The sequence below is a fragment of the Haloplanus sp. genome, assembly GCF_028275055.1.
Classification (GTDB): domain Archaea; phylum Halobacteriota; class Halobacteria; order Halobacteriales; family Haloferacaceae; genus Haloplanus.
In genome coordinates this window covers 49,962-63,944 of record NZ_JAQCNJ010000077.1, presented here as the reverse complement: position 1 = coordinate 63,944, position 13,983 = coordinate 49,962, and the positions used below count along the sequence as shown (strand labels likewise).

Sequence of the window (13,983 nt, the reverse complement as noted above, 5' to 3'; positions counted from 1 at the left end):
GCCGAACGCGAGTGCCATCCCGACGCTGACCGCTTGGAACCACGGCGGGTTCGGGATGTTCGAGATCGCCCGAAGCAGTTCTGTCAGCGCCCAGAGAGCCGGTATTCCCCCGATAAGTGCGGCTCGTACTCCGGTCGCGGTGCTGTTCCCGCCGCGTCGCTTGATCAGATACCCGGCGAATACGCTCCCGACGAGGACCGCTCCGAGCGTTATGCTTTCCGGGGAGTGCCACACTTCTAGCGCGGTGAACGGGAGTGCGAGTAGCCCACCGACGAGCCCGTACGTCCACGTCTCGGTCAACTGGAGGGGACCAATCCGAACCACGTCGGGATATCTATCGCTCCATATAAAAATCCCGTCACGGTGTTGCTCGGTCAAAGAGTGGCGTTCGGTGCATCACGACCGGTCCCCGTCCTCGGACGGTCGGAATACACTGGCTCCTGCTCTATGGGGCGTCTTCGTCTTTTACGGTTGCGTGTCGGCCAGTTACCTCACCGAATCGTAGAGCCGGACGGTGACGACGCTACCTTCGGGGTCGTTCTCCCGAAACTGGATCTCCCCACCCAACTGGGTAATGGCCCAGTTGACGAACCAGAGTCCGATACCTTGGCCGTGTTCGAGTTGTGTCTCGGTTCCGGCAGCGAGTATCTCTCGTTCCCGCTCGGGAATTCCCGGGCCGTCATCCGCAACGGAGAGTTCGACCGTCCCGTCGGGCACCTCGCGAACACTGAGTTCGACGCGGGGCGTGTCCGCTGTCGTGTGTTCGAGTGCGTTCTCCACCAGCTCGAAAAGCACCCGCCGGAGCACGGCTCGATGAGAGGAGATAGTCACCTCGTCGGGACGGACGAGCGAGATGTCGGCCGACTCGTTCTCGGATCGGAACTGATCCACGACAGCACCAGCCACGTCAGTCAGATCGACAGACTCCGGTGAGTCGGTACTCTCGGTCATGACTGTTTCTGCCTCTCTGACCTTGCTACTCAGTTCGAGAAGGTCGGTCGTGCACTCTCGAATGCCGGTCCGTAGCTCCTCGTCGTCGACGTGGTCGGCGTACGCGAGCACGACATCCAGGTCGTTCCGCACGTTGTGGCGAAGGATCCGATTGAGAACCGCGAGCCGTTGTTCTCTGGTCTCTCGGTCGGTAATGTCCCTGAAAAGTACGGTTCTGGCGACGGGGTTGCCCTCGTCGTTGGTCGTGGCGTCCTTGACCGCGGAGACGGTAAACTGGAACCGTCGACGCCCTTCGGATGTCCGAAGTGCGACCGTTTCCGTGGCACCTGTAGGGAGTTCGGTCCGTTCGAGTCCGTCGATGACGGTCCGCACCGGTTCGCCGATCATCCCCTCCGTGGACCCGTCGAACAACTCCGCCGCCGTTTCGTTGACGTCGAGGACGTGATCGTTCCAGTCGAGGACGACGAGCGCCTCCTGCAGGGTTTCGACCACGCGTGTCCGTGCGACGTGGTCGGCTTTCGGGAACCCGGTCAGCACCGGGTACCGTCGTATTGCAGCGGTCAGGAAAGCGCCCGACAGGAGCAGACCGAGCGTCGTGCCGCCGGCCAGTGAGGTATTGGCCTCCGCAACGGAGAGCAGGCTTGGAGCCACAACGCTGGCTGTCAGCATGGTTATCTGTGTGCTCGACACCCGGGGATGGCCCCAGCTGAGATCGATCAGCAGATACGTCGCATACAGGGCATACAGGACCAACAGAAAGCCGTACAGGACCGTCCACCCGAGCGCGAGTCCGAGCACCGGTCCGACGAGCGTTTTTGGGGCATCACTAGCGAGAGCGATCGCGCCGATCACCACCGGTAACACGATTCCGAACAGCAACACGATCCGCCTCCGTGCCGCCATGATGCCGCGGCCGGCATAGCTGAGTGCATAGGCGATCCAAGCGACGGGGAGAAACAGCAGGGCACCGAACTGTAATACGTTGAAAACCGGCCTAAGAAAGCGCACGCTCACAACGCTGACGACCGTGGCCCCAAGCGAGGCGACTGCCCAGACGGTCAGCGTCATCGAGAACACGAGAAACGGTTCCGCACTGGGCCGGCCTCTGGACCGGTACGTTCTCCAGGTTGTCCAACACAAAAGGGCGGACGCCAGCGTCTTGAGTGTCGGCGTGGTTAACGTAGTGCCGGCGATCATCGTTTCATTTCTCGAACGGCGACTCGGGTGTTATATCGGCTGCATACGACGGCGGCTGCTCGATTCGGTCTCGGAATCGAAGGGCCGATGCACGGAGCAAAGCACGATTAGCGACGAACGTGATCGCGGAGGTACGGGCTTAGATCATCAACTGGGGGACTGTGCGGGCACGGAAACGGCGGTTCCCGAGATTAATAGAGGGGGTCCCCGTGTTTCACTCTCGGAAACCTCGAAGTGTGTCGAACGGGTGCCACATCATCGGGGAGACGGCACCCGTCCAACGGCAGGGTGAACCCGGCGTGGACTCGGCCTCTGGCAACTCAGGTGGGGCGTCGACGCACTGGAGGGCGACCTATCGTTCGAAACCGAAACCGGCACCACGGTCATCATGACGCTCACCCCATCTCGCGGAACGTCCCGAGACCGAGAACCGGACGAGATAGCGCCACCCGCCCGACCTGTTTTTGACCTCGGGTGAATCCCCCTCGGCCACTCGACGGGTTTACCCACCGCCGACGGACCGTGCCGGCCCCGGAGCATGTGGCCGAACGCGGCGGTCGGTCACGGTGACCTACTCGCCGGTCCCGAACTGCACGACGAGTTTCTCGGCGGTAAGCGCGTACACGGTCATCTCTTTCCCCTTGACAGAGTACCACGTGCCGATCGGTTTGACGAGGTCGTTTTCCTCGAGGCGCCGCAGGTGGTGGTGCGTGTTCTGTATCGACGTATCGACTCTCTCCGCGATCTCGGAGGTCGTTTTCGGGTCGTCGTCCAGTGCCCCCAAAATCGCCTGTGCCGTTCCCGACGACAGCGCTTGGAGGGCCTCTGCCTGTGAATCACCGGAGACGGTGAGGTCGGCTCGCTCGTGAGGACTGTAGTCGACGTGGCTCTGGTGCGGAAAGGCACTTGTCATCGTCTCTACCAGTACGCTCGTGTCGTGGCCGTCTGTAACCGGGGGCTACCAATTTAGATCCGCTCAGCAGAGCGAGTCTAGCCATGCAGACCGTGGCTCCTGTGTGGGTCGTCGTTGTGGCGGCGTCCCCGCCGTGTGTCTCCCGCGGGTCCGCTGTCGAGCGGTCGTCGAGTTGACGGCCGATCGTGGTGCACAGGCTCGATCGCGGACGCGAGGTCAGTCCGCGACATCGACCATGGCTCCGATTCCATCGCCGAGGGAGACGGAGATGGACGTGTCCACGGACCTGAATCGTTCTTTGTGATGCCCGTCTTCACAGATCATCATCTCGGTCCGAACGAGACCTGCATCGCGGAGGTCGTTGAGGCGACGGTACGCCGTTGCCCGCGAGACGCCCGCTGCGTCGGCGACCGCACGGCCGCTTCGTGGCTGATCCGTGATCGTCTCGTACACGCGACGAGTGTACTCGTCTCCAAAGAGTTCGAACAGTTCGGTCGCCGAGAGGTCGATGTCCTCGGTTCGGTCGGGTTGCCGCTTCGACTTTGGGGTCGGATTAACGGACATACCTCTACAAGAACCCCGTTCATACTGGATATCGGGGCTAAGTATACAGATCCCACGGCGGCCGAGACTCTAGGAGCGCAGACGCTGTGCCCTGACGGAGAAGATGACCAGTTATGTGTCTCCAGTCTTGACACCATGTACACACCGGGACAGATGGCAGGGAACGACAGCGCCACGGATGTGCGCACACTCATCGTCGACGACGAGCAGGAGGTGGCGGACGCGTACGCACTCAGACTGCGAGGCTACTGCGATGTCGAGACGGTGTACAGTGGGGAAGCCGCGCTCTCGACGGTCGCTGATACGACGGTCGATATCGTCCTTTTGGACCGTCATATGCCGGGGATGTCGGGTGATGACGTGTTGTCGGAACTGGTCGACCGTGGCTACTACGGGCGGGTGGTCATGGTAACTGCGGTCGATCCCGGAATCGAGGTACTCGATATGCCGTTCGACGATTATCTCTGCAAGCCGGTCGACCGTGAGGACGTTCGCTCGGTTGTCGACCAGCAACAACGGATCCTCGCCTACGAGACCCTCGGGACGTACTTCAGTGTCGAGGCCAAGCGAGCGGTGCTTGAAACCGAGTTGAATTCCGAGACACATCACGAGCACGAGCGATTCGTGGCGATGGCAGAACGGGCCGAGCGACTCGAAACCAGAGCCAGACGACTGTTGACCGATGAGAACATTCTCCATCGGTTCGACGAGATCAATCGCGGGGAGGTGTGACGGCCGACCGCGCCACGAGGCGCCGGAGCCGGAACGACGGGCGGTCGGCGCCTCCGGGGTGTATGGGTGGTAGCTACAACGCCCGCCGCACAACCGGTGTCAGCGTTGCACACACGCCCCGGAGCGCACCGTCACTCCCGCTCGGATGTCTGTACACGACCGTCGAAGTAGGCATCCAAAAGCTTCCGCTGGCCGGCACGTAGGTGGTGGAGCAACGTCGATCCCGTGATATCCAGCGACGCGGCGACCTCCTCGGCCGTGCTCCCCCGGGGCGACTCGAAGTAATCGGCGAAGTACGCGGTTTGGAGCACCGTCCGTTGTCGTTGTGTCAGTCGGTCGTCTAGATCGTCGCGAAACTCACGGGCGGTCGTCACGGACCGTTCCCGCTCCTCCTTTGCGACGAACTCCGCGTCGTACTCCCGACCGATGGTGTCCACGATCCGGCGAACGTCACCGTCCGGCGGAAGGTCCACGACGAGGCGTCCCGTTCCATCGCCGAAACTGGCGCGTCGAACGGTGCCACCGAGCGAGGAGATCGCGAGCAACGGCGTCGAACCATGGATCGTGAGTTCGGCGGTGCCCCCGGAATCGGACTCGGTGATGACCCGCGCCCGCTCGATTGCCTCTATCCCCGCGGTTTCCCGGTCGAGACGATCGATTCCGCCGCCCTCGACCGAGACGAAACAGAGCAACACGTCATCGGCCTGTGGCACCATCCCCTCCAACCTCAGAGGCGAGCCGAGTGACCGACTCAGCCCCACCAGCACCGAGTCGTCGCCGAGTTCGAAGGTGATCTCTGCGATGCTGTCGGAAAGCAGCAGGTTCCGATTTCGGACCGCGGTGACCGCGAACCCGGCTACCTCGCCCAACGTCTCGAAGCTGGCTTGCTCCTGTTCGGAGAACGCCTCGGTCCCACTCGCATAGACGCCGACCACGCCGTGGACGTTCGACCCGTATACGACCGGAATGTTCAGCGCCGACTGGACGCCATCGGCAAACCCGGCCGTTCGGACCGCCTCAGGGACCGCAGAACTGTCGGTGAGCGGCTGGACGACCTGCAGTTGACCGGTCTCGACCGCACGTTCCTCGGGCGTCGTCACCGTCTCACCACCGACCGCGTCACGCACGGCCCCGAAGGTTTCACCGGTCTCACCCGCAACGGCGCGGACGACGATGTCGTCACGTCCCATATCGCGTTCTCCAACCCAAGCGAACTCGTACAGCCCGGTCTCACCGAGCCCCCGACAGATCGTTTCGGCAACCTCCTCCCGCGAGGTGGCATCGACGAGTGCCGTGAGAATGTCCGAACGCACGTCGTCGATGAGCTCCGTTCGTTTGCGTTCTTGTCGCAATCGGCGGAGAGACCGTGTTTCCCGCCGCCGTTCGGTCACGTCCCGGAAGTAGACGGCTCCGGTTTCATCGAGCGCAACAACGGAGACAGCGAGCCACCTGTCGGGACCGGGATAATACTCCTCGAACTCGGTCTCGGTGACGGACTCGCCTTCGAATGCGGTCAACACACTGTCGTCGACGGACCGGGGAAACGCCTCGGCAAGCCGGATCCCGGTTGGGTCCGTCTCGCCGATCAGCGTCCGACCGACCTCGTTGCTGTCCACGACGACCCCATCGATCGAAACCTCGAGTACACCGATCGGTGCCCGGTGTAGCCGATCATCCATGGTTGAACACGCCGCTTTGGTCGAGTTTTTCCTCACCGCTCACAGTTACAAGGTCGGCCAGTGACATCAGAATCGGATCTCGAACCGTGCCCCACCACAGTCGGCCGTGGTGAGCGTTATTTCCCAGTCGTGTGCCACGATGATCCGGTCAACGATGGCGAGACCGAGCCCGGTTCCGCCGTTCATCGTGGAGTAGCCCGGCTCGAAAACCGCTTCCCGTTCTCCCGCGGGAATCCCCGTGCCGTCATCTGCGACGTAGAACCCACCTGACAACCTGCCGACAGTGATCGTAACGCCACCTTCCCGGGCCGCCTCCTCGCTTCGACCACGAGACCGGTCCTGGGCCTTCGGAGTTCGTTCCCCCCGATTTTCGTCCGTGTTCGGCGGGGGCGATTCCGCGTCTCGTTCGACCGATTTTCGGGGTCGTGTTTGTGCGTCCGTAGCGTCGCGCCCCGCGTTGTCACCGGGCCGTGTTCCGTTGTCGGCGGCGTTGTGTTCGACACTGTTTCGGAGCAGATTCTCAAACAGCCTTCGAACGCGGTCGGCGTCGGCGGTGACGGTCGGGAGTGATCCGGTGAGTTCCAGCGTTGCCCCATCGGTGTCGACCGATTGCCATGCGTCCGTCGCTGCGGTTTCGATCGAGACCTGCTCCGATGGGTCAACGACGGTATCCCCTCGTGTGAGAGTGAGCACGTCGCGAATGATTCGCTCCATCCGATCGTGTGCGCCGGCGACCGACTCGAAATGCTCCGCGTCTCCCGTCTCTCGTGCCGCTCGGAGGTGCGCCTTTGCGACATCCAGCGGGTTCCGAAGGTCGTGACTGATCACGCTACTGACCTGATCGACGGCGGGCATCTCCTCGACAGTGGGACACTGCTGCAGATCCGAAAAAACGAGATAGCCGGCGTCTCCTTCCGAGGGAATCACCCGCACAAAAAACGTCTCCCCGTTTTCGGCCCAATCGAGGTAAATCCCGACACGGTCGCCCCGAACGAGGTGGGTTATCGGATCCTGATCGCCGGTCGTAACACTACGACTGAACTGTTCGAACACCGTCGAGACGAACGCGTCGGGTAAGCTGTCCCCGAATCGTCGCTTGAAGACCTCGTTCGTCGTCGTGATGCGGGCGTCGCGACCGTCTACGGTGTATGCGAGAACGGGATCCGGAAACGCGTCTACCGGGATCGCCGCGGTACACTCGTCGGTCATCGATCCTCCGTAGTCCTCCCGTACGGTCGTCGCGGGATCACCGGCCCAAATGGCCGGTGGGGGCCCCCCCGGTGGGAACGGAGTCGAACGCGACTCATACGTTTCCATTGGTTCGGACACGTGTTTATTATTCCCCCTTGCCTCTGACTCAGAAACATCTCCGTGGACTCTCGCGGCCCCCGCTTCCGAGGTTCTACGACGTATCCAAACACGAGACACACCGATGTTGTGCCTCGGGCGATGCGTCTTCTTTCGTGTTCTTCATGTGTGCGGGGGGCAGTACTGTGTACGTCGCCCGTTTTCGGGTGGGGTTCGGGGCCTGAAGGTTTTGGCGACCATGGAGCGTCCGTTCGACTTGAGGTGTGCTTTCTCCACCTATCCGAAAAATAACACCCGGAAAACCGGGTTCGAATCCGCTGTCGCGCGAAGGGTGTAGGGCTTTGGGATGCAGGCGTTGCGGGCGTGAACACAACGCCATCGTAATGAAAAACCGGAGTCTGTTTATAGGTTCCCCCCAAATTATCACGATTGGTTTTTCATTTGGCATCCGAAGCCCTGGACACCCTTGTCAGGATCGCTGTGAAGTGAGGGGTGTCGGGCTTTGAGATGCAGGCGTCGCGAGTACAAGCACAACGCCACGGAAACGAAAGGTAAGTGGACTATTATACGTTTCCCTCGGATTATCAGAAGTGGTTCCGTCTCAACTGGCCTGCCGAACCGGGCTCGGGAGGGCGGCGATGATCGCCTTGCTCCGTACGAACGCACACTCGAGTTAGCGTCGGTCGGTTACGTCCTCAAGAATGCCTTCGAGGTAGCTGCGTTCCCCCTCCTCGGTCAGTGTAATCGTCGCCCGAACGGACCGCCGGTTCCCATCCAAGGTTTCGAACGCGAGTAACTCGTTTTCCACCCGCCCTGTCTCCCGAAGGCGGTCGAGTAGGTCGTTACGGTCCGACTCGTCGATGTACAGTTCCTCTACACCCACGCTCCGGAGTTGCGCACGGGACTCCACCCCGAAGATATCCGTCGCCGCCTCGTTCGTATCGATGATCTCTCCGTCCATCGTCGTTCTGAAAACACCGACAGGGAGGTTCTCGACGAGTCGCTCGTACCGTTTGAGTTCCAGTTCGCGTTCCTTCCGCTCGGTGATGTTTTCTGACACCGCCATCACGTGGGTGGGTTCCCCACCGCCCGTTCGGACGGGAACCGTCTGGACCCGATAACACTCGTCGTTGTACTCCTGTTCGAACGCCCGCCTCTCCCCGGCAAGCGCACACTCGAGATGACAAACGAGTTCGTCGGTGATTTCGGGTGGATACCGGTCGTGCGGCGTCGTCCCCCGCAGTTCATCGGACGACAGTCCGACGTTTGGCAGTTCGCTTCCCCCGGCACGGACGACCCGCAGATCCGTATCGTACAGAAACATCGCCCCATTCGGGAAGTTGTCCACAAGTGCTTGGTACTGACCGTCGACCTCCCTGAGTTCCCGTTTGCGCTCCTCCTGTTCGGTAATATCCTCGAACTTCGAAATGATCGTTTGCACGCTGCCGTCCGCATCGGTCACCACACGATTGTGCCACTTACAGAGTCTCGTCTCGCCGTCCTGCCGGACGTTTCTGTTGACGGCGTGGGTGCCACCATCAGCGTCGAGGAGGTTCTCCACGACCGTCCCCACGTACTCACGGTCCTCCTCGGCGACGATGGTCTCCCACGGTTCGCCGCGTAACGTCGCTTCCTCGTATCCGAGGATCTCTTCTGCCCGTTCGTTCAGACGCTCGAAGCGGAACTCATCGTCCCACTGAACGGCCCCGAGCGGTGATTCGTCGAAAAACAACTCGAGTTGCCGTTGCTGCCGGCTAACGGTCCGCTCGCTTTCGATCCGGTCGAGTGCTGCCACGAGGTTCCCCGCCAGCAGTTCGCCGACCGTGAGATCCTGTTTGTCGAACGCGGCCTGTTTTTCTGAACCGGCGATCAAAACGCCGTAATCGGCAAGCGGGAGGTAGACGTGCCCTCTGAGATCGGTTTCTAGGTCGTGGGCGTCCGGGTCCTGACGTGCGTCTTCGACGACGGTCGGCTCCCCACGCCGATAGACGCGCCCGGCGATGCTGTTGGCCACAGACAACGAGGGCACCTCATCGAGGAGTGCTGTGAGGTCGTCGGTCTGTGCCACTGGCGTCAACGTGTCGTCGGCCCCACGGAGGTGGACGGCATTCGCCCGGAAGCCCAGAACGTCCTTGGCGGCCCTGACGCCGATGTCGGCAACCTCCTGTCGGGTTTCCGCTGTCAAAAGCTTTTGTAGGGCCCGGTTCAGTTCGGTCAACCGCAGTTCGCGGGTTTTCTTCTCGGTGATGTCCTGTATGTATCCGCGAACGACGCCATCGGATTCGGCCCCGTCTACCCGCTCGCCCCGTGCGGTAACCCACCGTTGTGCCCCTTCGGGCGTGATGAGTCTCACGTCAACCTCGTACGGCGTGCCCGTTTCGAGACAGTCGGTGAATCGGTCGGTGAGTCGGTCACGATCCTCCGGGTGGAAGCGCTCGAACGCTTGCTCCGGAGTTGGCTTCACGTCCGGTTCGAGCCCGAAGATTCGATTGGCTCCGTCGGTCACGAGCGTTTCGGCGTCCGAGTCGTACTCCCACGCGCCCACGTCGGCCAACTGTTCCATGTCCGTCATGAGGTCACGGGTTTGTGACAGCGTTCGTTCACGCCTTCTCCGCTCGGTAACGTCTTCCTGTGTCCCGAGATACCGGACGAGTTCGCCCTCGTCGTCGTAGATGGGGGTGATGGTCAGCCGGTTCCAGAACTCTGTGCCGTCCTTTCGATAGTTGCGCAACTCCACCGAAATCGGCTCCGCGGCATCGATGGCCTCGCGGAGTGCGGTAACCTTCTCGGGGTCGGTGTTCTCGCCTTGGAGAAACCGACAGTTGCGTCCGAGCACTTCCTCGGAGCGATAGCCGGTCATTTCCTCGAACGCGGCGTTGACATAGACCAACGGCTGGTCAGGCCGTTCCGGGTCGGCCAGCGTGATTGCGACGTTTGCGTCGTCGACGGCCTGCCGGAGACGGCCGAGTTCGCGTTCGCGTTCCCGACGGCTGGTGATGTCGCGGATAGCCCCACGGATCGCCGTCGTGTCCCCGTCGGTCGTCGCCGGCGTGTACGTTATGTTCAACAGCCGTTGCTCGTCAGCATCCGGGTGCCGGTAGCGCCAGGTTCCTTGTGTCTGCTCGCCCGTCCGGAGTGCTCGCTCGATGGCCCGTTGAATACCCTCCCGGTCGTCCGGGTGGTAGTACTCCAAGCCCTTCTGATGATCGTAGCTCTCCTGTTCCGGAACGTTCAGTATCCGACGGGCGCCGTCGGTCAGGATAACCTCATCAGCCTCAACGTCGAGTTCGAACCCGCCGGTGTCGCCGAGAACCTCGGTAAGACGCATCAACTCGTCTTTTCTGTCGGCTCGTTCTGCCTCGCGCCGTGCTCGGACGGCATTCCGGATCCGGTTGGCCAGCAGTTCGTACTGTTCGGTACCGGTCTGTTTCTGGAGGTAATCCGTGACCCCCGCGGAGATAGCGTCGCTGGCGACGGCCTCACTGCCCTTGCCGGTAAACAGGATAAACGGGAGGTCTGGGAACTCCCGTCTGACAGCCTGCAGGAATTCGATCCCATCCATGCCGGGCATGTTGTAGTCCGAGACAACGCAGTCGGGTTGGCGGTCGTCGATGCACCGTAACCCCTCGTCGGCGCTGACTGCAGTCTCGACACGGAAGCGGTCGTCCTCGCGTTCGAGAAACGTCCCCGCCAAGTCGGTGAACCCCGGTTCGTCGTCGACGTGGAGAACGTGGATCTGCTGTCGCGAACCGGACGACATAGTAGACATGTGTGTAACTGTAATCAAAAAGCTGTTGTACCGGAATCAGAACTGAAATTGGATTTAACTGCCCCGGGTGAACGACTCGGAACTGACCGTCCGGGGTGTGCGAGTGACCCCACTCACACCGCCGTCCATCGAACCGGCAGAGACGGGTGGCGTCGGACCGGTCTTCTCGGCACCGTATGGCCCCGTTAGGACGGCTCCCGCGGGTCGGGGTGTGTGACCGCTCTCGTTGTCGCCGGCGCTGTCTCCGCACGCGGCGACGCGGTTACGGGCCCCGCAGGCCGGTGTCAACGAGGGCGGCCCGGTTCGCGCCGGTCGGGCACCGTGATACGGACGGTCGTTCCCGCCGCCGTCTCGAACGACAGGTCTCCGTTGAGGTTGTCCACACACCACCGGAGTTGCCACAGACCGAGCCCTCTCCCGTGCCGAAGACGGTTCTCCGTCTCGATCTCGATGGGGATGAGTTCCTCCTCCGGAATCCCGCTCCCGTCGTCGGCGACCGTAATAACGCACCCGTTCGGTTCGTTCTCGACGGTGACACTCACCGCCGATGTCGCGTGTTCGAGCGCGTTCTCCAGCGCGCTCTCGACGGCCATGACCACGCTTTCCTTGTCGGTTTGCAGGCGCATCTCTCTCGGAAGTTCGGTCGTCACCGTTACATCGCTTTGCTCCGGTTTCATCGCCTCGACGGTCTCCCCGAGTGTCTCGGCAACGTCGATTTCCGTCGGCGTCTCATCCTTCGACAGGATCCGGTCCACCTGTCGTGCGCGTCTCCCGATCTCGGCCAGGTCGTCGACCGTTGTGATGATTCGCTCGGCGCGGCCGTCGGTCGCCCGGTCCGCGAGCTTCTCTGCGTGGCTTCGGATCACGTCGAGTTGGTTGCGGAGGTTGTGGCGCAAAATCCGGTTGAACACCTCCAGACGCTGTTCCCGGCGCCTCCGCCCGGTGATGTCCCGTTGAATCGAGATGGTTCGTTGTTCGCCACCGATGACGGCCGGGGTAACCTTGACCTCGAGCCAGACACGCTTGCCCCCGCTGGTCTCGCCCTGCCACTCCAGTGTCTCCGGCTGGCCGCTCTCTGCGACCCGCTGGTGAATCTCGCGGCCCCGTTGTTCCGTGTATCCCTCCTCGGTGATGCTGAGCCCCGAGACGCCCCGCTCGCGAAGTTCGCTGACGCTTTCGTGGCCGAACATCTCCAGATAGGCCTCGTTGGCATCGAGATACTCCAACGTATCCGGGTCGAACACCGCTATCGCGTCCTGCACACCGTTGAATATCTGCTCGAACTCCTGTTCGCGACGCCTGCGCTCGGTGATATCGCGGTTGATGGCGACGTAGCGAAGGTCGCCACCGAGTTCTACGGTCGTGCCGGTGACTTCGAGTTGCCGGCGTTCACCGTCGGCTGTCTCGACGGCCCACTCGGTCCGTTTCGGTTCACCCGTCTCGACCACCTCCCGGATGAACGCCATCCCTTTCTCGACGGTGTACCCCTGTCCACTCGGGGTGTACTCCATAACACCGTTCTCGATGATCTCCTCGCGGTCGTGTCCCAGTAGCTCACAGAACGCGTCGTTGGCGTCGAGTAGCTCTCCGGTCTTTGGATCGTGGACGCTGATCGTTTCGTTGACCCCGTTGAAGATCTGTTCGTACTCCCGTTCCCGGCGCTTGCGCTCGGTGATGTCCCGATTGATCGAGATGATCCGTTCCGCTCCGCCGATCGTGCCTTTCGTTGTCACGACCTCGGTGGTCCGGCGTTCGCCGTCTTTCGTCTCCACCATCCACTCGTATGGGCCCTTCTGACCCTCACTCATCACCTCCGCGATAATCCTCTCCGCGTACTCCTCGGTGTAGCCCTCCTCCTCGACGCTGACACCCGGCGTCCCCATCTCGAGTATCGTTTCGCGGTCGTATCCCACCAGTTCACAGAACGTGTCGTTGACGTCAACCATCTCGCCGGTCCGGGGATCATGGACGGTGATGGCATCTTGGACGCTGTTAAATATCTGTTCGTACTCCCGTTCGCGACGCTTGCGCTCGGTGATGTCCCGGACGCTTGCGAGGACGCGTTCCCTGCCGTCAAGTTCGATCACCGCGAGATCGACCTCAACGGGGAACGTCTCACCAGTCCGGTGTCGGTTACGCCACTCGAAATGTTGTGGACCTTCGGTACGCCCTCGCCGGATCATCTCTTTGGCCGCCTCGGGCCCGTAGGCGTCCTTCTCGGTCATCACGGTCCCGATCGGTTCGCCGAGCAGTTCCGACCGCTCGTAGCCGTTCATCTCGCAGAACCGCTCGTTCACGTCGACGATGGTGCCGGTCTCCGGGTCGTGGACGACCAGCCCCTCCGAAACCTTCTCGAACAGGGTCCGGTAGGCCTCCCCGTGATCGGACCCTTTTTCTCGGGTCCCCGCTGGGGTGCCCTCGGTGCTGAGCCGTTCGACGGCGAGTTCGCACTGCGCGCTCGCTGTGGTCCGTGGAAAGACATCGACCGCCCCTGCCTCGATAGCGCGGGCAACCGTGCCGTCGTCCTTTGTCGCCTCGCTCAGGACGACGACCGGAAGACCCGCCCGCTCGGTGAGACGCTCAACGACGGCTGCCGCGTCGGCCGTCCGGCCGTCGACGACAGCCCCGTCGAAACCGTCGGTGTCGCGCTGTATCGGACCATCGGTGACCGGTTCGACGCGCTCCGCGCTCGACACTACCCCCGTTCCCTCGACTGCATCAACGACCGCACTGCCAAATGACTGGTCCGTTGTTGCAACCAGTAGTTCAAGCTTGCTCCCCCCGCGGCTTCCGTTCATGCAAACAACCTGTTAAGTGTTGCGAACGTAATTAATACCACGGGACAGAACGCCCCCGACCGGACGATATGC

Annotated in this window: 9 protein-coding genes; 1 reads left to right on the top strand and 8 read right to left on the bottom strand. The window is 62.0% G+C overall.

Annotated features, from left to right (window positions below; genetic code table 11):
* From Q0925_RS10290 to Q0925_RS10275, 4 genes are all read right to left on the bottom strand, one after another.
* The coding region (locus Q0925_RS10290) for a DUF5518 domain-containing protein (protein ID WP_299335051.1) at positions 1-324 on the bottom strand (324 nt) is incomplete at its 3' end.
* A gap of 162 nt (positions 325-486) precedes the next feature.
* Positions 487-2,148: an ATP-binding protein gene (locus tag Q0925_RS10285; protein WP_299335049.1), complete on the bottom strand. Its 1,662-nt coding sequence runs from the start codon at positions 2,146-2,148 to the stop codon at positions 487-489.
* A 571-nt stretch (positions 2,149-2,719) separates the two neighbouring features.
* Complete coding sequence (locus Q0925_RS10280) at positions 2,720-3,061, bottom strand: ArsR/SmtB family transcription factor (protein WP_299335046.1); 342 nt, start codon at positions 3,059-3,061, stop codon at positions 2,720-2,722.
* 216 nt (positions 3,062-3,277) lie between these two features.
* Positions 3,278-3,625 (bottom strand): ArsR/SmtB family transcription factor, encoded by a 348-nt coding sequence (locus Q0925_RS10275; protein ID WP_299335044.1) that lies wholly within the window; start codon positions 3,623-3,625, stop codon positions 3,278-3,280.
* A gap of 153 nt (positions 3,626-3,778) precedes the next feature.
* Here Q0925_RS10275 and Q0925_RS10270 point away from each other — a divergent pair, with 153 nt between their 5' ends.
* Positions 3,779-4,357, top strand: coding sequence for a response regulator transcription factor (locus tag Q0925_RS10270; protein ID WP_299335042.1), 579 nt, complete (start codon positions 3,779-3,781; stop codon positions 4,355-4,357).
* Positions 4,358-4,488: 131 nt separating this feature from the next.
* On the opposite strand, the gene Q0925_RS10265 is transcribed toward Q0925_RS10270, so the two are convergent.
* The 4 genes from Q0925_RS10265 to Q0925_RS10250 all read right to left on the bottom strand — a co-directional run bounded on the left by Q0925_RS10265 (position 4,489) and on the right by Q0925_RS10250 (position 13,911).
* Positions 4,489-6,036 carry a bacterio-opsin activator domain-containing protein gene (locus tag Q0925_RS10265; protein ID WP_299335040.1) on the bottom strand — a complete coding sequence of 516 codons (1,548 nt, stop codon included), beginning with the start codon at positions 6,034-6,036 and terminating at the stop codon, positions 4,489-4,491.
* 66 nt (positions 6,037-6,102) lie between these two features.
* On the bottom strand, positions 6,103-7,245 hold the full coding sequence (locus Q0925_RS10260) for a sensor histidine kinase (RefSeq protein ID WP_299335037.1): 1,143 nt from the start codon (positions 7,243-7,245) through the stop codon (positions 6,103-6,105).
* Between the two features lie 772 nt (positions 7,246-8,017).
* The gene (locus Q0925_RS10255; RefSeq protein WP_299335034.1) at positions 8,018-11,104 is read right to left on the bottom strand and encodes a PAS domain S-box protein; all 3,087 of its coding nucleotides are present in this window, start codon (positions 11,102-11,104) and stop codon (positions 8,018-8,020) included.
* Between the two features lie 293 nt (positions 11,105-11,397).
* Positions 11,398-13,911 carry a PAS domain S-box protein gene (locus Q0925_RS10250; protein ID WP_299335032.1) on the bottom strand — a complete coding sequence of 838 codons (2,514 nt, stop codon included), beginning with the start codon at positions 13,909-13,911 and terminating at the stop codon, positions 11,398-11,400.
* Positions 13,912-13,983: the final 72 nt, after the last annotated feature.

Coding starts and splice junctions, on each gene's coding strand:
- Q0925_RS10285 (WP_299335049.1), bottom strand. CDS start 2,148: ATGATCGCCGGCACTACGTTAACCACGCCGACACTCAAGACGCTGGCG.
- Q0925_RS10280 (WP_299335046.1), bottom strand. CDS start 3,061: ATGACAAGTGCCTTTCCGCACCAGAGCCACGTCGACTACAGTCCTCAC.
- Q0925_RS10275 (WP_299335044.1), bottom strand. CDS start 3,625: ATGTCCGTTAATCCGACCCCAAAGTCGAAGCGGCAACCCGACCGAACC.
- Q0925_RS10270 (WP_299335042.1), top strand. CDS start 3,779: ATGGCAGGGAACGACAGCGCCACGGATGTGCGCACACTCATCGTCGAC.
- Q0925_RS10265 (WP_299335040.1), bottom strand. CDS start 6,036: ATGGATGATCGGCTACACCGGGCACCGATCGGTGTACTCGAGGTTTCG.
- Q0925_RS10260 (WP_299335037.1), bottom strand. CDS start 7,245: ATGACCGACGAGTGTACCGCGGCGATCCCGGTAGACGCGTTTCCGGAT.
- Q0925_RS10255 (WP_299335034.1), bottom strand. CDS start 11,104: ATGTCGTCCGGTTCGCGACAGCAGATCCACGTTCTCCACGTCGACGAC.
- Q0925_RS10250 (WP_299335032.1), bottom strand. CDS start 13,911: ATGAACGGAAGCCGCGGGGGGAGCAAGCTTGAACTACTGGTTGCAACA.